The following is a 25,660-nucleotide window of genomic DNA, read 5'->3' as shown; positions in this document are numbered from 1 at the left end:
AGCCGTGTTATGTTATTTCAGTGTATTTTTTGCCCCGTTTTTATTTCCGATTATCGTTTATTTTGTCACGAAACATGAACGAGTGAAAGAACATGCGAAAAAATCGTTTTTATCTCATCTCATCCCTATTGCAATTGTGGTTGCTACGGGTGGACTGTTTATGATTTTCGCTATCACAGGAGTAGACGGATGGATCGGTCTTCCGTTTATCGGCATTGTGATCGGTGGCATTGTACATGTTGTCGTTATTGTTTGGAATATTATTAAAGGAGTTCAAGTGTTACAACAATCGGGAGGGATGTACGAATGAAAAAGCTTGTAAGGCTTCGTCATGATCGCATGATTGCAGGTGTGTTAAGCGGATTAGCCGCTCACATGAATATGGACGCTACGGTTGTACGTTTATTGTTTGTCGCGCTATTATTAATTACCGGCATTATGCCGTTTGCGCTTTTATACGCGCTTGCGGTATTTATTATTCCGAGTGAGGAGGACGTCATATGAGATGGCTAGCACATATAGTGATTAACGCTGTTTTATTATTAGCATTAGCTGGATATTTTGACTCCATTTATTTATCAAGCGTTTGGGCAGCGCTCGTTGCAAGTATTCTTTTGTCTTTTTTCAATACGTTCGTTCGCCCGTTACTTATTTTACTGACGCTTCCTGTGACCGTATTGACGTTTGGGCTGTTTTTATTCGTCATTAACGCAATCACACTGGCAATGACGGCATGGGTCATGGGAAGCTCGTTTCAAATCGGTGGCTTTAGCAACGCGTTATTTGCATCGCTTGCGATCTCACTCTTTCACTTAATCATTGAGTCAGTACGAAAAGAAAAGTAAAACGCTCCGCTTCGTGCGTGAGCGTTTTTATTTTGACAGGAAAGTGTTACAATGAGAAAAAAGGAGGGGTTCATGTGCCAAAAGTACGGACAAAAGATTTAATTGATGAGTTTCAATTTGAACTTGTAAGCGGGGCAGAGGGGATTCATCGCCCGATTACAACGAGTGATTTATCCCGTCCGGGCATTGAAATGGCCGGTTATTTTGCATATTATCCTGCTGAGCGCATACAGTTGCTTGGTGTGACTGAACTATCTTTTTTCGAACGATTAACGCCTGTAGAAAAACGGTTGCGTATGGAAAAGTTATGTACAGATATTACACCAGCCATTATCGTTTCACGTGGACTAGATGTACCAAAGGAGCTTATCGAAGCATCGGAAAAAAGAAAAGTGCCTGTCATGCGTTCAACGATGAAAACGACGCGATTGGCTAGCCGCCTGACAAACTATTTAGAAAGTAAACTCGCACCGACGACAGCTGTGCACGGTGTGCTTGTTGATGTGTACGGTGTTGGTGTACTTATTACAGGAAAAAGTGGTGTTGGAAAAAGCGAGACGGCGCTTGAGCTTGTGAAGCGCGGACATCGTCTCGTGGCAGATGATTGTGTCGAAATTCGCCAAGAGGATGAAAATTTGCTTATTGGTAGCGCACCGGAGCTCATTGAACATTTGCTTGAAATTCGTGGGCTCGGCATTATTAACGTCATGACGTTATTTGGGGCAGGGGCGGTGCGTCCACATAAGCGTATTTCGCTTGTCATTGATTTAGAGTTATGGGATCTGAATAAACAATACGATCGTCTCGGGCTTGAAGAAGAAAAGGTAAAAATTATTGATACGGAAGTGACGAAATTGACGGTTCCAGTTCGTCCAGGGCGAAATTTAGCGGTCATTATCGAAGTGGCAGCGATGAATTTCCGCTTAAAGCGCATGGGTGTCAATGCAGCGGAAGAATTTTCTGAGCGGTTGGCGGATGCGATTGGCGATGCGGAGCACGATTATGAATGAGAGGATGAGTGTTGATGTTGTTGCATATTGAACCGCTTGATCGCGTCTTTTTCCAACTCGGACCAATTACAATTTATTGGTACGGTGTCATTATTGCGACAGGCGTCTTGCTTGGTCTTTGGCTCGCGACACGAGAAGGCGAGCGGTTAGGGATACGAAAAGAAACATTTGTTGATCTTGTGTTAATTGCTGTGCCGATTGCGATTGTATGTGCACGGGCGTATTACGTTATTTTTCAATGGGACTATTATTCGCAACATATAAGCGAAATTCCACAAATTTGGCATGGTGGTTTGGCGATTCATGGCGGTTTAATTGGTGCGATCGCAACAGGTGTTGTGTTCGCTAAAAAACGAGGGCTGTCGTTTTGGAAACTAGCCGATATTGCAGCGCCAAGTATCATTTTAGGGCAGGCGATTGGACGTTGGGGGAATTTTATGAATCAAGAAGCGCACGGGGGACCTGTATCACGAGCATTTTTAGAAAGTTTGCATTTGCCGGATTGGATTATTAATCAAATGTACATACAAGGGCAATATTACCATCCGACGTTTTTATACGAATCGTTATGGAATATGCTTGGGTTTCTCGTTTTGCTTGCGCTCCGAAGACGAAATTTACGAAGAGGGGAATTATTTCTCACGTACATCATTTGGTATTCGATCGGGCGCTTTTTTATTGAGGGATTGCGGACAGACAGTTTAATGTTAACAGAAACGATTCGTATGGCTCAGTTCATTTCGCTTTTGCTTATTGTGTTTGCGGTCATGATGATCGTTGTGCGTCGCATGCGCGGTTTAGCGAATGAGCGGTACAACGATTAAATGAAAGGGGAAGGGCAGCGTGCTTCAAAGGGGTTTGTTTGTTGGGTTAAAAACGACATGGACGCTCGGAAAAGTTATTTTTCCGATTACGGTTATTGTGACGCTTTTACAATATTCTCCCGTTTTGCCATGGGTGACAAATGTGTTAACGCCGATGATGCGATGGATCGGTTTACCGGGAGATGCTGCGGTCGTTTTAGTGCTCGGCAACTTTCTAAATTTATATGCCGGTATTGGTGCGATGTTGACGATGGACTTGACGGTGAAAGAAGTGTTTATTTTAGCGGTCATGTTGTCGTTTTCACACAATATGCTTGTTGAATCTGCGGTTGCTGCACAAGTAGGTGTTCGCGTTTGGTGGACGGTTGCGGTTCGTGTCGGGCTAGCGTTTAGTGCTGCTTGGCTTATTCATGTGTTATGGGATGGCGGAGAACAAATGGCGAAGTACGGCTTTATGCCGCAATCTTCGACAACGCCGCATACGTGGGGAGAAATCGTTTGGACAGGGATCGAAAAGGCGATATATGGTATCGGGCAGTTAGCGCTCATTATTATTCCGCTTATGATCGCTATTCAAGTGTTAAAAGAATTAAAGTGGCTTGATACGTTTTCGAAGTGGTTATCGCCATTTACACGAATGCTTGGCATTCGTGAAAACGCCTCGCTTACGATGGCAGCAGGCTTATTGTTCGGTCTTGCTTACGGGGCTGGTGTTATGATTCAAGCGGTGAAAGAAGACGGGGTGTCTAAAAAAGATTTAACGTTGACGTTTTTATTTTTAGTGGCGTGCCATGCGGTAGTAGAAGATACGTTATTGTTCGTGCCGCTTGGAATTCCTGTATGGCCGCTTTTAGTCATTCGGCTAACAACGGCAATTTTGCTTACAGCTACGTTAAGTTTTATTTGGAATCGAATGGAACAACGAAAAAGAAAGGAAGCGACGTATGAATATTAACACGATTTTATTTGACTTAGACGGAACGCTCATTAATACGAACGATTTAATTATTGAATCATTTTTACATACGCTCAATCATTATTATCCAAATCAATATACGCGCGAGGATGTGCTCGCCTTTATTGGCCCGCCGCTACGGGATACGTTTGAAGCCATCGATCCAAATCGGGTCGACGAGATGATTGAAACGTATCGGGCGTTTAACCATGCGCATCATGATGCATTAGTGAAAGAATATGAAACGGTGTATGACACTGTACAAACGCTACATGAAAAAGGTTTTAAACTCGGCATTGTGACAACGAAAATTCGCCATACTGTCAATATGGGATTGAAGTTAACAAAGTTAGATTCGTTTTTCCAATGCATTATTACGCTCGATGACGTCGAACATGCAAAACCGCACCCTGAGCCGATTGAAAAGGCGCTCGCTTGTTTACAGGCAAAACCGGAAGAAACGTTAATGGTCGGCGATAACCATCATGACATTTTAGCGGGGAAACACGCGGGAACAAAAACAGCAGGCGTTGCTTGGACGATTAAAGGGCGCGAACATTTAGCGAAATACGAACCTGATTTTATGCTTGAAAAAATGAGCGATTTGTTAAGCATTTTAGGGGTGACGCCGCATTGAGAAAAACCGAACGCCATGTTGTTGAAGGAACGAACTCCTTATGGCAAGTATATCGAACCGTTTCGTTTTGGAAAGTATTGAAAAATGTCATCGTCATTTTGATCGGGCGCTATACGCCATTTTTCCCGCTGAAAAATTGGCTATATCGTACGTTTTTACGTATGGACATTGGTGAGCATACAGCGCTCGCGTTTATGGTAATGCCAGATATTTTGTTTCCGGAAAAAATTCACATCGGTAACAACACGATTATTGGCTACAATACGACGATTTTAGCGCATGAATATTTAGTAAATGAGTATCGGCTTGGAGATGTCATTATCGGCAATGAAGTAATGATCGGAGCAAATACAACGATTTTGCCGGGGGTGACGATCGGGGATCGTGCTGTTGTTTCCGCAGGCACGCTCGTGCATCGTGATGTACCAGCTGGTGCATTTGTCGGCGGCAATCCGATGCAAATCATTCGTCTTAGCGAACGCTAAGGCGTTTTTTTTTTTGAATAAACAAAGGAATCAAGTCAAAAAAAATCGAATGAGTTTGTAGTTGACGAAACGAAAAACGAGGAGTAAACTACAAATAACAAACTTTACTTTGCTAATATATTATCGAACTAAAGCGAAAGAAGGACGGGACAAAAATGAGAGTATTTATGTTTGAAAAGCCGCTCGGCATGCGGGATACGCTGCCAGATGTATATAAAACAAAACGTGCATTGCGGGAAGCAATGATGGCAGAAATCGAAACGTGGGGATATTCGTTTATTGAAACACCGACGTTAGAATATGACGAAACGGTTGGTGCCGCATCGGCGATTTTAGATCAGCAGCTATTTAAGTTGCTTGATCGGGAAGGACATACGCTCGTGTTGCGCCCAGATATGACCGCGCCCATTGCGCGTTTAGCGGCATCAAAATTATATAAAGAAGGGTGTCCGCTTCGTTTAGCGTATGCAGCAAATGTGTTTCGTGCTCAGCAGCGTGAAGGCGGGAGGCCGGCAGAGTTTGAGCAAGTTGGAGTGGAATATATTGGCGACGGTACGATGTATGCTGATGCAGAAGTGATCAGTTTAATGATTTTTGCTTTAAAGCGAGCAGGATTGCGCGACTTTACGGTGACAATCGGGCATATTGGTTATGTGGATGCGTTGTTTTTTGATATTTTGCGCCACGAACAACGGGTAGAAACGTTGCGTCGCTTTTTATATGAAAAAAATTATGTCGGTTATCGCGAACACGTCAAATCGTTGCCGCTTTCTTCGATTGACCGCGACCGTCTTTTACGTCTTTTAACGTTGCGCGGCGGCGAGGAAGCCGTGGCAGAAGCAAAAGCATTCGCGATGACAGAAGAAGAACATCGCGCCCTCGATGAGCTAAAGCAGTTATGCGAGCATGTGAAACAATATGGCGTTGCCGATATGGTGAAACTCGATATGAGCTTAGTGAGCCATATGAGCTATTACACGGGTGTGCTTTTTGAGGTGTATGCAGAAAACGTCGGGTTTTTACTCGGCAACGGCGGTCGATACGATGAATTGCTCGCTAAATTTCATCGTCCATCGCCTGCGACGGGATTTAGCGTCCGTTTAGATCGTTTAATGGAGGCGGTTGGTGAGCAACAACGTAGAGAAAAGACGACGTGCATTATTTTTAGCCAAGAACGATTTGCGGAGGCGTATGTAAAAGCGGAGGAAATGAGACGAAAAGGGGAAAAAGTCGTATTGCAACAAGTGGCAGGTATTCAGGATATGGATCAATTTACTGCATCATTTGACGATGTAGTGTACGTATTAGGGAAACGCGGAAAGGATGAACGATGATGCTGACGGTTGCGATGCCAAAAGGACGTATTTTTTCAGAAGCGCTTGCTTTGTTAAAACAAGCGGGTTATGAAATTCCTGATGACTTGGAACATTCTCGAAAACTAATGATTGACGTACCGAGTGAACAGTTGCGTTTTATTTTAGCAAAGCCGATGGATGTTGTCACATATGTCGAACATGGCGTTGCGGATGTCGGCATTGCAGGAAAAGATGTGCTCCTTGAAGAAGAGCGCGATGTGTATGAAATGTTAGATTTGCACATTAGCCCGTGTTATTTGGCGGTGGCGGGACTTCCGAATACGCGTGTTCATCCGATCGCACCGAGGGTGGCGACAAAATATCCAAATATCGCCTCGACGTATTTTCGCGAGCAAGGGGAACAAGTGGAAATTATTAAACTAAATGGGTCTGTTGAATTAGCACCGCTTATCGGCTTAGCGGAACGAATTGTCGACATTGTTTCGACAGGGCGAACGTTAAAAGAAAATGGGCTTGTTGAGCTCGAACGAATTGTTGATGTGACATCGCGCTTTATTGTAAATCCGGTTAGTTATCGCATGCAAGATCGAGCGATTGAACAAATGGTTGATCGTTTAACGTACGCGATCGAGAAAGTGGGGGAAAATGATGAAAATTGAACGTGTACAAGGAACCGTATCGCTTCGGCGGACGATCGAAAGTGGAACGGAAGAGCAAAGACAAGCAGTCAAACGGATTATTGATGATGTGCGAAACAACGGAGATGGCGCATTAAAAAAATATACGGAAATGTTTGATGGCATTTCACTTGATACGTTTGCCGTCACCCAAGAAGAAATTGAAGAAGCATATTGGCTAGTTGATGAGAACATGGTTCATATCATTCGCGAAGCGGCGCAAAACATTCGAGAATATCACGAACGTCAACGTGAGACATCATGGTTTATGACGCGTGACGATGGAACGATTCTCGGGCAAAAAGTAACACCGCTTGATGCAGTCGGTTTATATGTGCCGGGCGGAACAGCCGCTTATCCGTCATCGGTGCTGATGAATGTCATTCCTGCACAAGTGGCTGGAGTGAAACGCATCGTCATCGTTTCTCCGCCAAATGAGCGAGGTACGTTGCCAGCGGCTGTCCTTGTTGCAGCATGTGAGCTTGGCGTGCAAGAAATATATAAAGTGGGCGGGGCTCAGGCGATCGCTGCATTAGCATATGGGACGGAGACGATCGAGCCGGTCGATAAAATTTTTGGACCTGGAAACATTTACGTCGCACTTGCCAAAAGGGAAGTGTTCGGTCAAGTGGACATTGATATGATAGCGGGGCCGAGTGAAATTGTCGTTCTAGCCGATGAAACAGCAAAGCCGAATGAAATTGCTGCCGATTTATTATCGCAAGCAGAACATGATGAACGAGCGGTTAGTATATTAGTGATACCGTCTTTACAACTTGCTTTAAAAGTAGAGGAAGAGGTGGAAAAACAGCTTGCTACCCTTCCAAGAAAAGAAATTGCCCAAAAAGCGATCAATGAATATGGCGCCATTTATGTAACGGATACGATGAAACAAGCCATTGATGTCGTGAACGAATTAGCGCCAGAACATTTAGAAATTATGACAGCGGAACCGTTTGAAATGTTAAGCGCCATTCGACATGCCGGTGCGGTTTTTCTAGGATCTTACAGTTCTGAACCAGTGGGGGATTATTTTGCAGGAACGAATCATGTGTTGCCGACAAATGGGACCGCCCGTTTTTCGTCTGGGCTAACAGTTGAAGCATTTATGAAAAAATCAAGCATCATTTTTTATAGCGAGCAAGCTTGGCAACAACATGCGGCAAAAATTGCGGCGTTTGCACGACTAGAAGGGCTTGAAGCACATGCACGAGCAGTAGAGGAACGGTTGAAAAGGGGAGGAAAATAATGCGAACAGCGACCATTCAACGAGCGACAAGTGAAACACAAATTGAGCTTACGTTTGCGGTGGACGGAGAAGGAAAAGCGGAGTTGGAAACGGGTGTGCCGTTTTTAACACATATGCTTGATTTATTCACCAAGCATGGGCATTTTAATTTGTTCGTCCAAGCCAAAGGGGATACACATATTGACGACCATCATACGACAGAAGATATCGGCATTTGTTTAGGACAAGCAATTCGCCAGGCGCTTGGTGATAAAAAAGGAATTAGACGATACGGAAATGCATTCGTTCCGATGGATGATGCGCTTGCGCAAGTCGTCATCGATGTGAGCAATCGCCCGCATCTTGAGTTTCGTGGGGAGTTTCCGAGCCAAAAAGTAGGAACGTTTGATGTCGAGCTCGTACATGAATTTTTATGGAAATTAGCATTAGAAGCGCGAATGAATGTGCATGTCATCGTTCATTATGGGCGCAATACACATCATATGATTGAGGCGGTGTTTAAAGCACTTGCGCGTGCACTTGATGAGGCAACAATGATCGATCCACGCGTCAAATCTGTACCGTCAACGAAGGGAATGTTGTAAATGATCGGCATTATTGATTATGGCATGGGCAATTTATATAGCGTCAGCAAAGCGTTAGAACGGTTAAACGTGCCATATATTGTTGAAAGCGATCAAAACAAGTTGAGTCAAGCAGATGGTTTCATTTTGCCTGGTGTTGGCTCATTTAAAGATGCGATGCACATGTTAACGGAAACGAAGCTGGACTCGTTTATCCACGAACAAGTTGCAGCAGGAAAGCCGCTTCTTGGCATTTGTTTAGGCATGCAGTTGTTGTTTGAAGAAAGCGAAGAAAACGGTTTGACGGTTGGGCTAAAGTTGCTCCCAGGTCGTGTGGTTCGCTTTACGGGCATGACAAAAGAAGGAAAACGATATAAAGTGCCGCATATGGGATGGAACGGGCTTGCTTTCCATCAGTCCTCTCCGCTTTTTGATGGCGTTGAACGAGGGCATGTATATTTTGTTCATTCGTATTATGTACAAACAGATGATCGAACCGTTGTGCTAGCAAGTGCGCAATATGATGTAGAAGTTCCTGCGATCGTTGGACGCGGGAAGATATTCGGGACACAGTTTCATCCGGAGAAGAGTGGGGCACTCGGCATGCGTCTATTGCAAAATTATGCAAGGCTTGTAGAAAGTCCTGCAGTAATATGTCAAGGTGAAAAATCATCGAAATTGGAAATTCGATTGTCCGATGACCCGAAAAAAGGCAATACTTAAGAAGCCCAGTCTTGTCTTATGTCATTAACTGGGTTTTAATGCAAAATCAGTTAGATCGATACCCCTATCGATCTTCCCCCTTTCTTGGCGTGTAGATTTGACCGTTGCGTAGCAGCGCATCGATCACACGCACGAGTTTTCGAGCGGTGAGGACGAGGGCTCGTTTGTGTTGGTGCTTTGGTACTTCCTCATACTTCTTCCGGTAATAGGTGCGAAACGACGCATCATGCCGTTGTACCGAGTTGGCAGCCTCCACTAGGTAGTAACGGAGATAGCGATTGCCGGAACGAATGAGGGAAGTCTCCTCGGCTTGGAACCGACCGGACTGGTGCTTAGACCAAGTCAAACCTGCATACTTTGCTAAGGCGGCTTGGTTGTCAAAGCGCTCGATTTGTCCAATTTCGGCTAAGATGCCAGCGGCGTAGACCGGACCAATGCCGGGAATCGTTTGTAACGTATTTGGGATGCCTTCCAAATGGCGAGTAATCGCTTTATCTAGCTCTTTAATTTGCGCTTGAAGGCTACGGATGGATTGAATCGATAGCCCTAAAAGCAAGTCGATGGAATCCTCGACACATTTGGAAAGCCGATACGACGAACGAGCCGCCTTTTGAATGGACTTGGCGATGCATTCCGGATCGGCAAAGCGATTGCGTCCTTTTTGGCGCAAGAAGTCAGCGAGCTGTTGCACGTCCATCTGACTGATTTCGTCTAAGCTAAACGACTCGAGAAGAAGCTCTAAGATGGCATGTCCGAACACGGAGCTGTCCACCTCTTGGGTAAAGGAACTGCACTTGTAAAACAAGTGTTGGAGGAAGTACTGCTTTTCCCGAGTCAGCTGATGGACGAGATGATAGCGCATGCGCGTGAGCCGTTGAAGGGCGATAAACTGTTCTTGCATGACAGCTGTCACTTTCAAACGGCCAAAGCGAAGCCGATCGGCGATGATCCACGCATCGATGCCGTCCGTTTTATCCAAGTCAGTGTACGCTTCTTTAAATTTGCGAATGAGCTTTGGATTGATGGTAAACACCTTGACATTCCAAGACTTCAGCTCCTCCTGTTGGTGGAAAAACATCGCTGGATGCCAGCTGTAGACCGAAGTGGCTTCCATCCCGATGAGAATTTCGGATGGTTGGAGCTTGTTGGCCCACAGGAGGATTTGATCGCGAAGGAAGGTCGCGCCAAGGAGATGATTGTCCACCTTGAATTGGGCGCACGTGTTTCCTTCTTGATCCATGATACACGTGTATAAGTCCGTTGAGCTCACGTCAATCCCGACGTAGAGTTTCATGAGATCACCTCCAATCGTAGTAGGATCGTGGGGTTGGGACTCTTCGGGATGCCCCCGGACCGCGCCTGTTGACCAGTCACCCTCGCATATGAGAACTCACGTTGGGCCATGGGCTGCCTGGAAGCTGCTCCTTCCAGCATGGGAAACCAACGGGAACAGCCTGCGGGTTAGAAGTCCGAACAGGAGCCGGGGAGACAGACTTTCTAAGTAGTCAAAGCTACAGGAGAGAGAAGAGTGTCCCCGATGATCCTAAGACCATTATCCAAGAACATCGCGAAAAGTCCAACCCCGATGTAGTGCCATCCACGGGGGAGGGGCGCGCCCCTCCCCCGTGGGCAAATCACTTACACATATGCGATTGTCAAGGAGCATATCCAACTGGAAATTCGATTTAAAAATCTTTCTAAACATACTATACGAGGGAGAGAAACTAATGTTTACGATTTATCCAGCCATCGACATGCGCGACGGAAAATGTGTTCGTCTCGCGCAAGGAGACTATAACAAAGAAACGGTATATGGACATTCGCCAGTCGAAATGGCGCGCTCGTTTGTTTCACAAGGGGCGACATGGATTCATATGGTCGATTTAGACGGGGCGAAAGAAGGAAGACGGGTGAATGATGCATTCGTCGTCGAAGTGGCACAAACGCTTGCGGTGAACGTTCAAATTGGCGGTGGTATTCGTACAGAAGAAGACGTGGCATATTACCTCGAACAAGGTGTATCGCGTGTCATTTTAGGAAGTGCTGCGATTTCGAATCCTTCGTTTGTGAAAGCGATGCTTCGCGCGTATGGTGAACGCATTGTCATCGGTATTGATGCAAAAAACGGATTTGTTGCGACAGAAGGATGGACACATACGTCGACGATCGAAGCGGTTGAACTCGGGAGACAGCTTGCGGACGCTGGAGCAGAAACGTTTATTTTTACCGATATTGCGACAGACGGGATGTTATCCGGTCCAAATATTGAGGCGGTTGTTCGCCTAGCTCAGGCGACGAACAAACGTGTTATTGCTTCTGGCGGCATTCGCTCGCTCGATGATTTACACGCCTTAAAGCAATTCGAAAATGAAGGAGTGGCTGGAGCGATTGTTGGTAAAGCGTTATATACAGGGCAGTTTACTGTTGCTGAAGCGTTAAAGGCGGTGGAACAATGATTACAAAACGCATTATTCCTTGTTTAGACGTGAAAGATGGTCGTGTTGTCAAGGGGGTGCAATTTGTTTCGTTGCGCGATGCGGGTGATCCGGTTGAGCTCGCGCGTGTGTATGATGAACAAGGAGCTGACGAGCTTGTTTTTTTAGATATTTCAGCATCACATGAAGGACGAAAAACAATGGTACACGTCGTTCAGCGTGTCGCTGCACAGCTAGCCATTCCGTTTACGGTCGGGGGCGGAATTAGCACATTAGAAGATATGAAAACGATTTTGCGTGCGGGAGCGGACAAAGTGTCGGTTAATACGGCTGCGTTATTACGCCCAGAGTTGATTACAGAAGGAGCGAATTTTTTTGGTTCGCAATGTATCGTCGTGGCGATTGATGCTAAATATGATGAAACGATGCAATCGTGGCGCGTGTATACGCATGGCGGTCGCCGTCCAACGAATTGGGAAGTTGTTGCATGGGCGAAAGAGGCTGTCAAACGTGGAGCAGGAGAAATTTTATTAACGAGTATGGATCGTGACGGTGGAAAAGACGGTTTTGATTTGGCGTTGACGAAACGAGTAAGTGAAGCTGTTTCTGTTCCTGTTATTGCATCAGGAGGGGCTGGGTGCGCCCAACATTTTGTTGATGTGTTTCAAACCGCTCAAGCAGATGCCGCATTAGCCGCCTCGATTTTTCATTATAAAGAAACGTCCGTCCAGCAAGTGAAACAGTACGTGCGTGAACAGGGGGTAAACGTCCGATGAATATTCAATTTAATGAACAAGGACTTGTGCCGGCGATCGTCCAAGATGCACACAGTAAAGAAGTGTTGACGTTAGCGTATATGAACGAGCAATCGTTGCAAAAGACGTTAGAAACGAAAGAAACATGGTTTTATAGCCGCTCGCGGCAACAGTTATGGCATAAAGGAGAAACGTCTGGAAACGTACAAAAAGTTGTTGATGTTCGTTATGACTGTGATGCGGATGCCCTTCTTATACTCGTTGAGCCGAAAGGACCGGCATGCCACACAGGGGAATACTCTTGTTTTCATCATCGGTTAAACGATGAAAAGCCAGTTGCTACGCCGAATCGTTTCGCGATTTTAAATGTGTTAGAGTCGCTTATTGCGGAACGTGAGGCAAAACGTCCTGAAGGGTCGTATACAACATATTTATTTGAAAAGGGAATTGATAAGATCGCAAAAAAAGTTGGGGAGGAAGCGGCAGAAGTCATTATTGCAGCTAAAAACCGCTCAAAAGAAGAACTACGATGGGAAGCGGCAGATTTATTATATCATTTACTCGTTTTGTTGCGTGAACAGCGTGTGTCGCTCGATGATGTGCTTTCCGTATTAGCGGAGCGTCATCGGTAATGCTTTTTTACCTATCCATGTTGTTCTGAAGCGAAAATGTGGTATACTTTCTTTCGGTGAAAGAAATCAACATGGAGGGTTCGATGAAAAAACATTTGCAAAAACGTGTCGGGAAAGTCATTCCGTTTATTCAAGACGGTACGTACTTTTTTAATAAAGGTGTCACATATTATCGTCGTCGCGATTTACGTAAAGCGAAAGCATATTTGCAACGGGCGGCGCAACTTGAGCCAGAACAAAGCACATTTGCGTGCCAATTGGCGATTGTATTGTCAGAATTGGGGGAATATGCGCAATCGAACGAATGGTTATTACGCATCATTGAACGAGACGACGATTTAGCGGAATGTTTTTACTTTTTAGCGAACAACTATGCTCATTTAGGGTTGTTTGGTGAGGCGACGAAATATGCGGAGCAATATATGGAACGCGAACCGGATGGAGAGTTTGCGGAGTATACGCTCGATTTATTAGATATTTTAACGATTGAACAAGATGACGAGTGGCTGAATTATGATGATATGTTAATGAAGCAAGAACAGGCTCGTACGTTGCTCGAAAAAGGCGAGTTTCAAGAAGCGATTGTTTTGTTTGAAGAAATGATTAAAGAGCATCCAGAACATTGGGCGGCTTACAACAACTTAGCGCTCGCTTATTTTTATCAAGGGAATGTCGGGAAAGCGAAACAAACGATCGAATACATTTTAAAGCAAAATCCAGGTAATTTGCATGCTCTTTGCAATGATGCGGTGTTTTCGTATTATTTGCAAGAACAAGAGCGACTATTTTTACTTATTCAGTCGTTGCAACGCGTATATCCGATTTCATTTGAGCATCGCTATAAGCTTGGGGTGACGTTTGCAATTGTCGGACGCTATGATTTAGCGTTTCAATGGTTGCGACAGTTACAACGCCGCGGTTTTGAAGGGGATGCACCGTTTTATTATTGGTACGCATATGCTGCATATCATATGGGATATCGCATGCTAGCGGAGTCGATGTGGAAAAAGTTCATTGCGCTTCACCCAGATAAAAAAGGAAGCGAGCCGTGGCGTTATCGTGAACAGACGATTGAGCACATTCAGTCATTATTTGCAAAACAAGATATTGCTTCTTCATTGTATGCGTTATATTTAATAGGCAAATCGTTTATAGCAAGCGATTGTCCGTTTCCAAAACAATCATGGTCTCATCCGTTTTTGCAGGAATGGAGCGACTACGTGTACGGATATGAACATGAACCATCCGCGCATGTTGTCGATGCGCATCGCATCGTGACGTTGCTTATTCAACATAACGGGTTTGGATACGAGCCTTTATATATTGCTTGGTTTTCTTTTTTTATCGAGGCAATAAAAGAAATCGATTCGTTTTCTAATCACGAAGGATGGGCAGCGGCGTTTGAATATATGTTTCGTAAACGTCGTGGTGAGCGTGTGACACAGCGAATGCTTGCAGAACGTTATGGGGTGTCAGTAGCAACGATCGGAAAGTATGTGAAAGTTATGAAACAGAAGTGGCACGGATGAGCAAGTTAATAGACCCTTTTGTTTTGTTGTATTATGATAGACATATGGAAAAGATAAAATGAAGATTTGTTTATGCGGAAAGGGTGAAGAAGACGTGTCACAAGAAAAAGTGTATGACGTAATTATTATCGGTGCTGGACCCGCAGGAATGACGGCGGCGGTATATACATCGCGTGCGAACTTGTCAACGCTCATGTTAGAGCGTGGCGTTCCCGGTGGGCAAATGGTCAATACAGAAGAGGTGGAAAATTATCCGGGATATGATCATATTCTTGGACCGGAATTGGCGTCAAAAATGTTCGAGCATGCGAAAAAATTTGGTGCTGAATATGCGTACGGTGATGTAAAAGAAGTGATTGACGGCGAAGCGTATAAGACGGTTGTCACAAGCAATCAACAATACAAAGCTCGTGCCGTTATTATTGCGACAGGTGCAGAGTATAAAAAGCTTGGCGTTCCTGGTGAAAAAGAATTGGGGGGACGCGGCGTTTCGTATTGTGCGGTATGTGACGGAGCGTTTTTTAAAGGAAAAGAGCTTGTCGTCGTTGGCGGTGGAGATTCGGCTGTTGAAGAAGGTGTATATTTGACGCGCTTTGCAAGTAAAGTGACGATTGTCCACCGTCGCGATCAGCTGCGCGCACAAAAAATTTTACAGCAGCGCGCATTTGCGAATGAAAAAATTGATTTCATTTGGAATCATACAGTTAAGCAAATTAACGAAAAAGATGGTCGTGTCGGCAGTGTGACGCTCGTTCATACACAAACAGGGGAAGAGCGTGAGTTCCCATGTGATGGCGTGTTTATTTACATCGGTATGGTGCCGCTAACAAAGCCGTTTGCTTCACTTGGCATTACGAACGAAAACGGCTATATTGAAACGAACGAATTAATGGAAACGAAAGTGCCTGGCATTTTCGCAGCAGGGGATGTGCGTGAAAAGTCGCTCCGTCAAATTGTTACCGCAACAGGCGATGGAAGCATTGCGGCACAAAGCGCGCAACATTACGTGGAGGAATTAAAGGAAAAGCTTAACATTCAGTAATGAAAACGTAATGTGGCTTTAATTGAACTGTAACACGCTTGAAACAATAAAAGAGTATGATAAAAGTAAGTAATTGACCCCCTTTTTTATATATACTTGTTGGCACGGGCTTTCGTCCCGTGCTTTCTTTTTTGTTTATGGTCATGAAAACGTTTCAAAAATTATACTTTGTGACCGTTTGTAAGAAATAGTATAATGAAAAAAAACACATTCATTATTGAGGTGAACGGACGTTGCAACGAGTGACGAACTGTGTATTAGTGAAAGACGGGCACGTACTCTTGCTGAAAAAACCTCGGCGTGGTTGGTGGGTAGCGCCGGGTGGAAAAATGGAGCAAGGAGAATCAGTACGGGAAGCTTGTGTGCGCGAATATCGCGAAGAAACAGGTATTTACTTAAAAAACCCCCAATTAAAAGGGGTATTTACGTTTGTCATGAAGCGAGGAGAAGAAGTCGTTTCTGAATGGATGATGTTTACGTTTTTTGCGGAACATTTTGATGGCGAAAACGTAGTACAATGTGAAGAAGGGGAGCTCGCTTGGCATCCAATTGAACAGATTCCGACGTTGCCGATGGCGCCAGGCGATTATCATATTATTGATTATGTCATTAAAGGAACGGGAATGATGTACGGCACGTTTACGTATACAGAGGAATTTGAATTGTTATCGTACCGACTAGATCCGAGTTGAAGAAAGGAGAGAGGGCGATGAGCACAGGTTCAGCACATGTCCATATGGTGATTATTACAGGGATGTCGGGAGCAGGAAAAACGGTAGCGATCCAAAGTTTTGAGGATTTAGGCTATTTTTGTGTCGATAATTTGCCGCCGACGTTGTTACCAAAGTTTCTTGAATTAATTCGAGAGTCAGGAAATAAAATGAATAAAATTGCTCTCGTCATGGATTTGCGGAGTCGTGATTTTTTCGATCGTCTTTTTGCAGCGCTCGATGATTTGGCAGAAACATCGTGGGTCACGCCGCAAATTTTATTTTTAGATGCAAACGATACGACACTTGTTAGCCGTTATAAAGAAACGCGGCGTTCGCATCCGCTTGCTCCAAGCGGATTGCCACTTGAAGGAATTAAGTTAGAGCGCCAGTTGCTCGAGGAATTGAAAGGGCGTGCGCAAATGATTATTGATACATCCAACTTAAAACCGCGCGAACTGCGCGAAAAAATTGTTCAAACATTTGCGACACCAGCTACGACAACGTTTTCTGTCAATGTTGTTTCATTTGGCTTTAAATATGGGTTGCCGATTGATGCGGATCTTGTCTTTGATGTTCGTTTTTTACCGAATCCGCATTATATCGAGCATATGCGTCCGAAAACAGGACTAGATGAGGAAGTATCATCTTACGTTTTGAAATGGACGGAGACGCAAAAATTTATTGAAAAAGTAACGGATTTACTTTCATTTATGCTTCCACATTATAAGCGAGAAGGAAAAAGTCAAGTCGTCATTGCCGTTGGATGTACAGGTGGACAGCATCGTTCTGTAACGTTAGCGGAGTATATCGCACGTTATTTTGCTGACGAATATACAACGCACGTGTCACATCGAGATATTGCCAAAAGAAAGGATACGCACCGATGAAAAAAATTGTTGTCATTGGCGGGGGCACAGGGCTTCCTGTCTTGCTTCGGGGGCTCAAACAATATGATGTCGATTTGACAGCGATCGTCACCGTTGCAGATGATGGCGGAAGCTCGGGGAGATTACGTGATGAACTGGATATACCTCCGCCCGGAGATATTCGTAACGTACTTGCGGCTCTTTCTGATGTAGAGCCACTCATTATCGAATTGTTTCAACATCGATTTGAAAACGGGAACGGGTTATCCGGTCATTCGCTTGGCAATTTAATTTTAGCGGCGATGACGGCCATCACTGGCGATTTCGTGCATGCGGTTCGTGAAATGGGAAAAGTGTTAAATGTGCGTGGAAAAGTGTTGCCAGCCGCAAATGAAAGTGTTGTTTTGCATGCAGAAATGGAAGACGGGACAATTGTATCAGGTGAGTCAAAAATCCCGTATTCCGGAAAAAAAATTAAGCGCGTCTTTCTAACTCCAGAACATATTGAGCCGCTCGAAGAAACGATTACAGAATTACAAACGGCAGATTTAATTGTGATTGGACCCGGGAGCTTATATACGAGCATTTTACCGAATTTACTCGTTCCTAAAATTGGCGAAGAGGTATGTCAATCAAAGGCGAAAAAAGTATATATATGCAACGTCATGACTCAAGCAGGAGAAACGTTAAACTATACGGCGAGCGATCATGTGAAAGCGCTGTACGATCATATGGCTTGTGCGTTTTTAGATGCTATCATTGTCAATAATGCGCCTATTTTGCCAGAAACGAAAGAGCGATATGCGAAAGAACTGGCGACACCGGTCATTTGTGATATGGAAGAATTAGAGAAGCTCGATTTACAAGTCATTTGTGGTGCGATCATTGATGAGCGAGATGGAACGGTGCGTCACGATACGAAAAAAGTAGCGGCGTTGCTCGTTTCGCTTCTAGCACCTCCTTCGCACGACGTATATTTATAGGAGGTGGGATCGTTGTCATTTGCATCAGAAACAAAGAAAGAATTAACGGGTATTGACGTGAAACCTTGTTGTTTAAAAGCAGAGTTGTCTGCTTTAATTCGAATGAACGGTTCCATTTCATTTTCTAACCGCCGTTTGTTGCTAAACATTCAAACAGAAAATGCCGCAATCGCACGGCGCATTTATACGTTATTAAAAAAAGGGTATGATGTAGTAGTTGAGTTGCTTGTACGCAAAAAGATGCGTTTAAAGAAAAACAACGTATATATCGTACGGGTGGTAGAAGGAACGCACGAACTATTATCAGATTTAAAAATTATGGAGGAAGGATTTTCGTTTGTTCACGCCATTTCGCCAAAACTCGTGCAAAAAAAATGTTGTAAACGTTCGTATTTGCGTGGTGCATTTTTAGCGGGTGGATCTGTTAATAACCCAGAAACATCGTCTTATCATTTAGAAATTTTTTCGTTATATCGTGAACATAACGAATCGCTTTGTGAACTGATGAACACGAATTTTCATTTACATGCGCGCACGTTAGAAAGAAAAAAAGGGTTTATTACGTATTTAAAAGAAGCGGAGAAAATTGCAGAGTTTTTAAGCATTATCGGAGCACATCAAGCGCTATTGCGTTTTGAAGATGTGCGCATCGTGCGCGATATGCGTAATTCAGTCAATCGTCTTGTTAACTGTGAAACAGCGAACTTAAATAAAACGATTGGCGCAGCGTTGCGACAGGTGGAAAACATTCGGTATATCGACGAAACGATCGGGCTTGATCAGCTGCCGGAAAAACTTCGTGAAATTGCGAAATTGCGCATTGAATATCAAGATGTGACGCTCAAAGAGCTTGGAGAAATGGTTTCTGGTGGGAAAATTAGTAAATCGGGTATTAATCATCGCCTGCGTAAATTAGATGAAATTGCAGAACGACTTCGTGCAGGTCAGCCGATCGATTTTCATAAATCTTTATGAACTATGGGAGGAATGCAAAATGGTAGAAAAGCAAGTGGAAGTACGGTTGAAAACAGGGTTGCAAGCGCGTCCAGCAGCGTTATTTGTTCAAGAAGCAAACCGTTTTTCAGCCGATATTTACATCGAAAAAGATGGAAAAAAAGTAAATGCAAAAAGCATTATGGGTTTAATGAGTTTAGCAATTCATACAGGGGCAGTTATCACCATTTATGCTGACGGTCCAGATGAGCAGGAAGCGCTAAACAAACTTGTTGAGTATGTACAAAAAGAAGCATAAAAACAAGGCGGTTGCACCGCCTTGTTTTTATTTTTCATCGACGCGTGTTAATACGCGGTCAATTAAACCGTATTCTTTCGCTTTTTCAGCTGTCATAAAGTTGTCGCGATCGGTGTCGCGCTCAATGACTTCGATTGGTTGTCCTGTATTTTCGGATAAGATGCGGTTTAATTTGTCACGCAAGAATAAAATGCGTTTGGCTGCAATTTCGATTTCTGTTGCTTGGCCTTGTACGCCACCGAGCGGTTGATGAATCATGATCTCGCTATTTGGCAATGCAAAACGTTTTCCTTTGGCGCCTGCTGCCAGCAAAAACGCCCCCATAGAAGCTGCCATACCGATACAAATCGTCGATACATCTGGTTTAATAAATTGCATCGTATCGTAAATCGCCATGCCTGCTGTAATCGACCCACCAGGGCTGTTAATGTAGAGAGAAATATCTTTTTCAGGGTCTTCAGCAGCTAAAAATAAAAGCTGAGAAACGATTGAGTTTGCGACATGATCATCGATTGGGCTTCCTAAAATGATGATGCGATCTTTTAATAAGCGAGAGTAAATGTCATATGCACGTTCTCCACGGCTCGTTTGTTCAATAACTGTAGGAATTAAGTTCATACTCTTCCTCCTCCGAATAATTCATTTTTTTATGTACTTTTATCATACAGGAAAGGTCAATAAAGGTCAAATGAAATACCTTTCATTCATATGTATTCGCCTTTGTTCTTCTGCATCCCTTCTTTCATCGTTTCCGCTTTTTTAAATTTTAAACGTCACCGCTATTGCATTTTTTTTGCTTATTCACTATAATGGTAAATGCGTTTATGATCATGCCCTCGTAGTGTAGTGGATAGCACGAGAGATTCCGGTTCTCTTAGCGTGGGTTCGAATCCTGCCGAGGGCGTTAATTAACCCCTGCTTGCTATGCAAGCGGGGTTTTTGTATAAAAAAATAAAGTCCGGTGTGCCGCACCGGACGAATAGATGAATTTTGCGAGGCTTGCTCGCTTGTTCTATAAGAATGATAACATGCCTTCGATGCATATGCATAGTAGAAAAAACATCCAATATGTTTTTATCGTCTCTCCCTTATAGAGATGATAAAATGAGGATGAAGGGAGATGGCATGAATGGAGATGCAATTAACGCAAAGGCAAGAGCTAAAAGTTGCGTTGACAAAAGAGCTTGTTCAAGCGATTGAACTGCTGCAATATTCAACGATCGAACTACAATCGCTTTTACACGAACAAGCGCTTGAAAATCCATTTATTGAGTTGCATGAACGAAAACGAACAGCTACAAAGCGACGCGATCAAACGAATCGGATGAATTATATTGAAAATGTAAGCGCTTTTAATCGTTCGCTTGCTTCACATTTACATGGCCAACTCGTTGGTATGCGTGTATCCGACGAGGAGAGAAGAGCACTTGATTATTTAATTGCGTCACTTGATGAATATGGTTATTTGCATACAACAATTGCCGAGGCGGCTTGCCATCTTCAGTTAGAAGAAACGACTATATCGCGAGCACTTCATATGTTACAGTCACTTGATCCTGCTGGGGTAGGAGCGGAAAATTTGTCGCATTGTTTATATTTACAACTCATCCGTCTTCCACAAAGGGATGAGCTAGCAGAGACGATTGTGACGGAGTATTTCGAATCGTTTGTCCATAAAAAATGGAAAGAAATAAAATCGAAACTAGGTGTAGAGTTAGCGGACTTACAGCGGGTGTGGGAACTTATTCGTACGCTCCATCCACGCCCAGGAAGTTTGTATAACGATGAACAAATGACGTATATTGTTCCTGATGTCATCGTGTCATATAGTAATGGGGTGTGGAATGTGACGATGAATGAAGAAATTATTCCAACTGTTGTATGGAATGAATCGTATGAACGGAAAGTACGATCGGATGATCCACACGTTCAAAAATATATCGAGGAAAAACGTCAACAGTTTCAATGGATCCAACGTTGTTTAATGCAGCGAGCAACAACGATTGAGCAAATTGCCTGTGAGTTAATTCATCGACAACGTGATTATTTTGAAAAAGGTTTGCTCCATATGAAGCCACTTACGATGCGCGAAGTGGCAACAGCATTAAACATTCATGAATCGACCGTCAGTCGCGCGGTGAAAAATAAATATATGCAAACGCCTCATGGTTTAATTGACATGCGCCGCTTTTTTACAAGCGGTGTTGATGAACACGCATCGCAAGAAAAAGTAAAAGGTTTAATTGCGGAATTAATTAAGCAAGAAAATGGGCAAAAACCTCTTTCCGACCAAAACATTGCTGATTTACTCGAGCAACGATACAATATTTGTGTAGCGCGGCGGACGGTCGCGAAATATCGTGAACAGCTTTGTATTCCACCGGCTTCGAAACGAAAGCAATATGCATAAAGGGGACAAAACATGAAAATCGTGTTATATTCGAAAGAAAACTGCTGTCTTTGTGATGAAGCAAAAGACATTCTTCGCGAGTTACAAGTCGAATGGGAAGAAGTCGATATTTATAAAAACGAGCAGTGGCTCGAACGATACCAACTCATGATACCTGTCATCGAAATCGACGGGGAAATCGTTGCATATGGTCGTATTCACAAAGATGTCATAAGAAAACGATTACAACAAATACGAAGCAGTTGAATAACGTTTCACTTCCTGTTACAATAAAGTTGTGGCAGGGGTGAATTTTTTACGTAAAGTGGGACATAATACGTCGTAGCGGGACTTGAAACGTCCTGAAAAAGAAAAAGAGAGTAAAGAAGGAAGAAAAGAGCATGCGACAATGGATTGATGTTCAACGAAAATTGTTGCCTGATCTTCTCGCGATTATGCAAAAGCGATACGAAATTTTGCAGCACATCCGCTTAATGCAACCGATTGGACGCCGAACATTATCCTTAAACTTAGGCATTAGCGAGCGCGTCTTACGGTCGGAAGTGCAGTTTTTAAAAAAGCAAAATTTGCTTGATATTACAACTGCGGGCATGAGTGTTACATCAGAAGGAAACGATGTGCTCATTCAACTTGAAGATATGATGCGAGAAGTACTCGGGTTAAAAGAGCTGGAAAGAAAAATAAAAAAGAAACTTCCTGTCAAAGATGTCATTGTCGTTGCTGGAGACAGTGACCAATCCCCTTGGGTGAAAAGAGAGATGGGAAGAGCTTGTGTCTCACGTATAAAACATTCACTAACAGGGAAAGACGTTGTAGCAGTAACTGGTGGAACAACCCTTGCTGCTGTCGCTGAAATGATGACACCTGATGCAAAATATCGAAATGTGTTATTTGTTCCGGCTCGTGGTGGGCTTGGAGAAGATGTGACGAACCAAGCGAATACGATTTGTGCGCGCATGGCGGAAAAAGCAATGGGACATTATCGTTTGTTACATGTCCCTGACCAACTAAGTGCTGAAACGTATCAATCGATTATTGAAGAACCAGCTATTAAAGAAGTGCTTGAATTAATCAAGTCATCAACGATCGTCATTCATGGTATAGGTGACGCAAAAACGATGGCGGAACGGAGAAAAACACCGCCGGAGGACATGAAAAAAATTGAGCAAAACGAAGCGGTGGCGGAGGCGTTTGGTTATTACTTTAATCAACATGGAGAAGTTGTTCATAAAGTGAACACAGTTGGCATTCAGCTCGAAGATGTGCGCCACGTTCCTTGCGTCATTGCAGTGGCAGGAGGCGCTTCGAAAGCAAAAGCGATTCAAGCGTATATAAAACAGGCACATCAGTGCATCTTAATTACAGATGAAGGTGCAGCAAAACAGTTAGTACGGGATGATTCATCCCTCTAAAATACATTCCTACAATTTCAAAGGAGGAAAAAAACATGGCAGTAAAAATTGGTATTAACGGTTTTGGTCGTATCGGCCGTAACGTATTCCGCGCAGCATTAAAAAATCCTGAAATTGAAGTGGTTGCAGTTAACGACTTAACAGATGCAAAAACGTTAGCACATCTTTTAAAATATGACTCTGTTCATGGCACATTAGATGCAGAAGTGGCTGTCAACGGCAACAACATCGTTGTAGATGGAAAAGAAATTATCGTCAAAGCAGAGCGCGACCCAGCAAACTTAGGATGGGGCGAACTTGGCGTTGATATCGTTGTTGAGTCAACAGGACGCTTCACAAAACGCGAAGACGCAGCGAAACATTTAGAAGCAGGCGCGAAGAAAGTCATCATTTCTGCACCAGCGACAAATGAAGACATTACAATCGTGATGGGCGTAAACGAAGACAAATACGATCCAGCAAACCATCATGTCATTTCAAACGCATCTTGTACAACAAACTGCTTAGCGCCATTTGCGAAAGTATTACATGAGAAATTCGGCATCATTCGCGGTATGATGACGACTGTTCACTCGTATACAAACGACCAACAAATTCTTGATTTACCGCATAAAGACTTACGTCGTGCGCGTGCAGCAGCTGAATCGATCATTCCAACATCAACAGGTGCGGCAAAAGCAGTGGCACTTGTATTGCCTGAATTAAAAGGAAAATTAAATGGTATGGCGATGCGTGTACCAACACCAAACGTATCTGTTGTTGACCTTGTTGCTGAACTTGAAAAAGAAGTGACAGTGGAAGAAGTAAACGCAGCTTTAAAAGCAGCGGCAGAAGGTGAATTAAAAGGCATTCTTGCTTACAGCGAAGAGCCATTAGTTTCTCGTGACTACAACGGCTCAACAGCTTCTTCAACAATCGATGCCCTTTCAACAATGGTTATGGAAGGTCGCATGGTGAAAGTTCTTTCTTGGTACGACAACGAAACAGGATATTCTCACCGCGTTGTTGACCTTGCTGCATACATTGCGTCAAAAGGTTTATAATTTTTTGGATTGTTTGCCCAAAACGGTTTATAATAAATAGTTGGACATACCGAGAAGGGGAGCGGGGTTCATCCCCACTCCCTTTCTATATATCACACGAATAAGGGGGCCTCTCCATGAACAAAAAAACAGTTCGTGACATTGATGTGAAAGGGAAACGTGTATTTTGCCGCGTCGATTTTAACGTGCCAATGCAAAACGGTGTCGTCACTGACGATACACGCATTCGCGCCGCGCTCCCAACGATCCAATATTTAATGGAACAAGGAGCGAAAGTCATTTTAGCGAGCCACCTTGGTCGTCCGAAAGGAAAAGTTGTTGAAGAGATGCGCTTAAATGCCGTGGCAGAACGTTTAAGTGAATTGCTTGGCAAGCGCGTCGTGAAAACAGATGAAGCGTATGGCGATGCAGTGAAAGCTGCGATTGCTGAAATGAATGAAGGCGATGTGTTATTGCTTGAAAACGTACGTTTCTATCCTGGTGAGGAGAAAAACGATCCAGAATTAGCGAAAGCATTCGCAGAACTTGCGGATGTATATGTCAACGATGCGTTTGGTGCAGCTCATCGTGCGCATGCATCGACAGAAGGTATTGCCCATCACTTGCCTGCGGTAGCTGGATTCTTAATGGAAAAAGAAATTGAAGTGTTAGGAAAGGCATTATCTAATCCAGATCGTCCGTTTACGGCAATCATCGGTGGGGCGAAAGTAAAAGATAAAATTGGCGTCATCGAAAACTTATTAGACAAAGTCGATAATTTAATTATCGGTGGCGGATTAGCTTACACATTTGTGAAAGCGCTCGGATATGAAATCGGAAAATCGTTATTAGAAGAAGATAAAATTGAATTAGCAAAATCGTTCATGGAAAAAGCGAAAGAAAAAGGCGTCAACTTCTATATGCCTGTGGATGCAGTTGTAGCTGACGATTTTTCAAACGATGCAAACAAAAAAGTAGTGAACATCGATGAAATTCCAAGCGATTGGGAAGGACTTGACATCGGTCCGAAAACACGCGAATTGTATCGCGACGTCATTTTAAAATCAAAACTTGTTATTTGGAACGGTCCAATGGGCGTATTCGAAATGGATGCGTTTGCTGAAGGAACAAAAGCTGTTGCACAAGCGCTTGCTGATGCGAAAGATACATATACGGTCATCGGTGGCGGCGACTCAGCAGCAGCGGTTGAAAAGTTCAGACTTGCAGACAAAATGGATCACATTTCTACAGGTGGCGGTGCGTCGCTTGAATTTATGGAAGGAAAACAACTTCCAGGTGTCGTCGCATTAAACGATAAGTAAGAA

30 protein-coding genes and 1 tRNA gene are annotated in these 25,660 nt (G+C 43.7%); 29 read left to right on the top strand and 2 right to left on the bottom strand.

Annotated elements, in window-relative coordinates; all coding sequences use genetic code 11:
• Window positions 1-4 precede the first annotated feature (4 nt).
• From NSS60_RS13150 to hisH, 13 genes are all read left to right on the top strand, one after another.
• The gene (locus NSS60_RS13150) at window positions 5-310 is read left to right on the top strand and encodes a DUF4870 domain-containing protein (RefSeq protein ID WP_340720896.1); all 306 of its coding nucleotides are present in this window, start codon (window positions 5-7) and stop codon (window positions 308-310) included.
• Window positions 307-504, top strand: a complete 198-nt coding sequence (locus NSS60_RS13145; RefSeq protein ID WP_004892568.1) for a PspC domain-containing protein — start codon at window positions 307-309, stop codon at window positions 502-504. The genes NSS60_RS13150 and NSS60_RS13145 overlap by 4 nt, the downstream gene beginning before the upstream one ends.
• Window positions 501-845, top strand: coding sequence for a phage holin family protein (locus NSS60_RS13140; RefSeq protein ID WP_004892564.1), 345 nt, complete (start codon window positions 501-503; stop codon window positions 843-845). Before NSS60_RS13145 ends, NSS60_RS13140 begins: the two co-directional genes overlap by 4 nt.
• Before the next feature lie 74 nt (window positions 846-919).
• A complete protein-coding gene (gene hprK / locus NSS60_RS13135; protein ID WP_004892561.1) occupies window positions 920-1,855 on the top strand; it encodes an HPr(Ser) kinase/phosphatase in 936 nt (311 codons plus the stop codon).
• A gap of 14 nt (window positions 1,856-1,869) precedes the next feature.
• Window positions 1,870-2,679 (top strand): prolipoprotein diacylglyceryl transferase, encoded by an 810-nt coding sequence (gene lgt / locus NSS60_RS13130; protein WP_004892559.1) that lies wholly within the window; start codon window positions 1,870-1,872, stop codon window positions 2,677-2,679.
• A 19-nt stretch (window positions 2,680-2,698) separates the two neighbouring features.
• Window positions 2,699-3,634, top strand: a complete 936-nt coding sequence (locus NSS60_RS13125; protein ID WP_004892556.1) for a nucleoside recognition domain-containing protein — start codon at window positions 2,699-2,701, stop codon at window positions 3,632-3,634.
• Window positions 3,624-4,271 (top strand): pyrophosphatase PpaX, encoded by a 648-nt coding sequence (gene ppaX / locus NSS60_RS13120; RefSeq protein WP_004892553.1) that lies wholly within the window; start codon window positions 3,624-3,626, stop codon window positions 4,269-4,271. The genes NSS60_RS13125 and ppaX overlap by 11 nt, the downstream gene beginning before the upstream one ends.
• Window positions 4,268-4,756 carry an acyltransferase gene (locus NSS60_RS13115; RefSeq protein WP_004892552.1) on the top strand — a complete coding sequence of 163 codons (489 nt, stop codon included), beginning with the start codon at window positions 4,268-4,270 and terminating at the stop codon, window positions 4,754-4,756. Before ppaX ends, NSS60_RS13115 begins: the two co-directional genes overlap by 4 nt.
• A gap of 155 nt (window positions 4,757-4,911) precedes the next feature.
• Window positions 4,912-6,090 carry an ATP phosphoribosyltransferase regulatory subunit gene (locus NSS60_RS13110; protein ID WP_064220985.1) on the top strand — a complete coding sequence of 393 codons (1,179 nt, stop codon included), beginning with the start codon at window positions 4,912-4,914 and terminating at the stop codon, window positions 6,088-6,090.
• Window positions 6,090-6,731: an ATP phosphoribosyltransferase gene (gene hisG / locus NSS60_RS13105; RefSeq protein ID WP_192948544.1), complete on the top strand. Its 642-nt coding sequence runs from the start codon at window positions 6,090-6,092 to the stop codon at window positions 6,729-6,731. The genes NSS60_RS13110 and hisG overlap by 1 nt, the downstream gene beginning before the upstream one ends.
• Complete coding sequence (gene hisD, locus NSS60_RS13100; RefSeq protein ID WP_340720895.1) at window positions 6,721-7,998, top strand: histidinol dehydrogenase; 1,278 nt, start codon at window positions 6,721-6,723, stop codon at window positions 7,996-7,998. The genes hisG and hisD overlap by 11 nt, the downstream gene beginning before the upstream one ends.
• A complete protein-coding gene (gene hisB, locus NSS60_RS13095) occupies window positions 7,995-8,582 on the top strand; it encodes an imidazoleglycerol-phosphate dehydratase HisB (RefSeq protein ID WP_035018920.1) in 588 nt (195 codons plus the stop codon). The genes hisD and hisB overlap by 4 nt, the downstream gene beginning before the upstream one ends.
• A complete protein-coding gene (gene hisH / locus NSS60_RS13090) occupies window positions 8,583-9,284 on the top strand; it encodes an imidazole glycerol phosphate synthase subunit HisH (RefSeq protein WP_340720894.1) in 702 nt (233 codons plus the stop codon).
• Window positions 9,285-9,348: 64 nt separating this feature from the next.
• Here the strand turns inward: hisH and NSS60_RS13085 are convergent, their stop codons facing one another.
• Window positions 9,349-10,578, bottom strand: a complete 1,230-nt coding sequence (locus NSS60_RS13085) for an IS110 family transposase (protein WP_064214420.1) — start codon at window positions 10,576-10,578, stop codon at window positions 9,349-9,351.
• Window positions 10,579-11,011: 433 nt separating this feature from the next.
• Between NSS60_RS13085 and hisA the strand changes: the two genes are divergently transcribed.
• The 10 genes from hisA to NSS60_RS13035 all read left to right on the top strand — a co-directional run bounded on the left by hisA (window position 11,012) and on the right by NSS60_RS13035 (window position 19,491).
• The gene (gene hisA / locus NSS60_RS13080; protein WP_004892535.1) at window positions 11,012-11,740 is read left to right on the top strand and encodes a 1-(5-phosphoribosyl)-5-[(5-phosphoribosylamino)methylideneamino]imidazole-4-carboxamide isomerase; all 729 of its coding nucleotides are present in this window, start codon (window positions 11,012-11,014) and stop codon (window positions 11,738-11,740) included.
• Window positions 11,737-12,495, top strand: coding sequence for an imidazole glycerol phosphate synthase subunit HisF (gene hisF / locus NSS60_RS13075; RefSeq protein ID WP_004892533.1), 759 nt, complete (start codon window positions 11,737-11,739; stop codon window positions 12,493-12,495). The genes hisA and hisF overlap by 4 nt, the downstream gene beginning before the upstream one ends.
• A complete protein-coding gene (gene hisIE, locus NSS60_RS13070) occupies window positions 12,492-13,106 on the top strand; it encodes a bifunctional phosphoribosyl-AMP cyclohydrolase/phosphoribosyl-ATP diphosphatase HisIE (protein WP_004892530.1) in 615 nt (204 codons plus the stop codon). The genes hisF and hisIE overlap by 4 nt, the downstream gene beginning before the upstream one ends.
• 83 nt (window positions 13,107-13,189) lie before the next feature.
• Window positions 13,190-14,635, top strand: coding sequence for a tetratricopeptide repeat protein (locus NSS60_RS13065; RefSeq protein ID WP_035018919.1), 1,446 nt, complete (start codon window positions 13,190-13,192; stop codon window positions 14,633-14,635).
• Window positions 14,636-14,729: 94 nt separating this feature from the next.
• Window positions 14,730-15,677 (top strand): thioredoxin-disulfide reductase, encoded by a 948-nt coding sequence (trxB, locus tag NSS60_RS13060; protein WP_004892524.1) that lies wholly within the window; start codon window positions 14,730-14,732, stop codon window positions 15,675-15,677.
• A 233-nt stretch (window positions 15,678-15,910) separates the two neighbouring features.
• Entirely contained in the window at window positions 15,911-16,369 is a 459-nt protein-coding gene (locus tag NSS60_RS13055; protein WP_004892521.1) for an NUDIX hydrolase, read from the top strand.
• A 17-nt stretch (window positions 16,370-16,386) separates the two neighbouring features.
• Window positions 16,387-17,277: an RNase adapter RapZ gene (gene rapZ / locus NSS60_RS13050; protein ID WP_004892518.1), complete on the top strand. Its 891-nt coding sequence runs from the start codon at window positions 16,387-16,389 to the stop codon at window positions 17,275-17,277.
• On the top strand, window positions 17,274-18,239 hold the full coding sequence (locus NSS60_RS13045) for a gluconeogenesis factor YvcK family protein (protein ID WP_004892516.1): 966 nt from the start codon (window positions 17,274-17,276) through the stop codon (window positions 18,237-18,239). The genes rapZ and NSS60_RS13045 overlap by 4 nt, the downstream gene beginning before the upstream one ends.
• A gap of 12 nt (window positions 18,240-18,251) precedes the next feature.
• A complete protein-coding gene (gene whiA / locus NSS60_RS13040; RefSeq protein WP_004892513.1) occupies window positions 18,252-19,214 on the top strand; it encodes a DNA-binding protein WhiA in 963 nt (320 codons plus the stop codon).
• Window positions 19,215-19,233: 19 nt separating this feature from the next.
• On the top strand, window positions 19,234-19,491 hold the full coding sequence (locus tag NSS60_RS13035) for an HPr family phosphocarrier protein (protein ID WP_004892510.1): 258 nt from the start codon (window positions 19,234-19,236) through the stop codon (window positions 19,489-19,491).
• 27 nt (window positions 19,492-19,518) lie between these two features.
• On the opposite strand, the gene clpP is transcribed toward NSS60_RS13035, so the two are convergent.
• A complete protein-coding gene (gene clpP, locus NSS60_RS13030) occupies window positions 19,519-20,109 on the bottom strand; it encodes an ATP-dependent Clp endopeptidase proteolytic subunit ClpP (RefSeq protein WP_004892507.1) in 591 nt (196 codons plus the stop codon).
• Window positions 20,110-20,323: 214 nt separating this feature from the next.
• On the opposite strand from clpP, the gene NSS60_RS13025 reads away from it, so the two are divergent.
• The 6 genes from NSS60_RS13025 to NSS60_RS13000 all read left to right on the top strand — a co-directional run bounded on the left by NSS60_RS13025 (window position 20,324) and on the right by NSS60_RS13000 (window position 25,657).
• Window positions 20,324-20,395, top strand: a tRNA-Arg gene (locus NSS60_RS13025).
• Window positions 20,396-20,620: 225 nt separating this feature from the next.
• Window positions 20,621-21,901, top strand: a complete 1,281-nt coding sequence (rpoN, locus tag NSS60_RS13020) for an RNA polymerase factor sigma-54 (RefSeq protein WP_004892504.1) — start codon at window positions 20,621-20,623, stop codon at window positions 21,899-21,901.
• 12 nt (window positions 21,902-21,913) lie between these two features.
• A complete protein-coding gene (locus NSS60_RS13015; protein WP_004892501.1) occupies window positions 21,914-22,147 on the top strand; it encodes a glutaredoxin family protein in 234 nt (77 codons plus the stop codon).
• A gap of 134 nt (window positions 22,148-22,281) precedes the next feature.
• Window positions 22,282-23,313 (top strand): sugar-binding transcriptional regulator, encoded by a 1,032-nt coding sequence (locus NSS60_RS13010; RefSeq protein ID WP_004892497.1) that lies wholly within the window; start codon window positions 22,282-22,284, stop codon window positions 23,311-23,313.
• Between the two features lie 35 nt (window positions 23,314-23,348).
• Window positions 23,349-24,356, top strand: coding sequence for a type I glyceraldehyde-3-phosphate dehydrogenase (gene gap, locus NSS60_RS13005; protein ID WP_004892494.1), 1,008 nt, complete (start codon window positions 23,349-23,351; stop codon window positions 24,354-24,356).
• Between the two features lie 116 nt (window positions 24,357-24,472).
• Complete coding sequence (locus NSS60_RS13000; protein ID WP_004892491.1) at window positions 24,473-25,657, top strand: phosphoglycerate kinase; 1,185 nt, start codon at window positions 24,473-24,475, stop codon at window positions 25,655-25,657.
• Window positions 25,658-25,660: the final 3 nt, after the last annotated feature.

Source organism: Anoxybacillus sp. FSL W8-0382 (assembly GCF_038003845.1).
GTDB classification, from domain to species: Bacteria; Bacillota; Bacilli; order Bacillales; family Anoxybacillaceae; genus Anoxybacillus; species Anoxybacillus flavithermus_G.
Note: the sequence above shows the minus strand (reverse complement) of the source record. Positions and strands in the feature narration are given on the sequence as shown.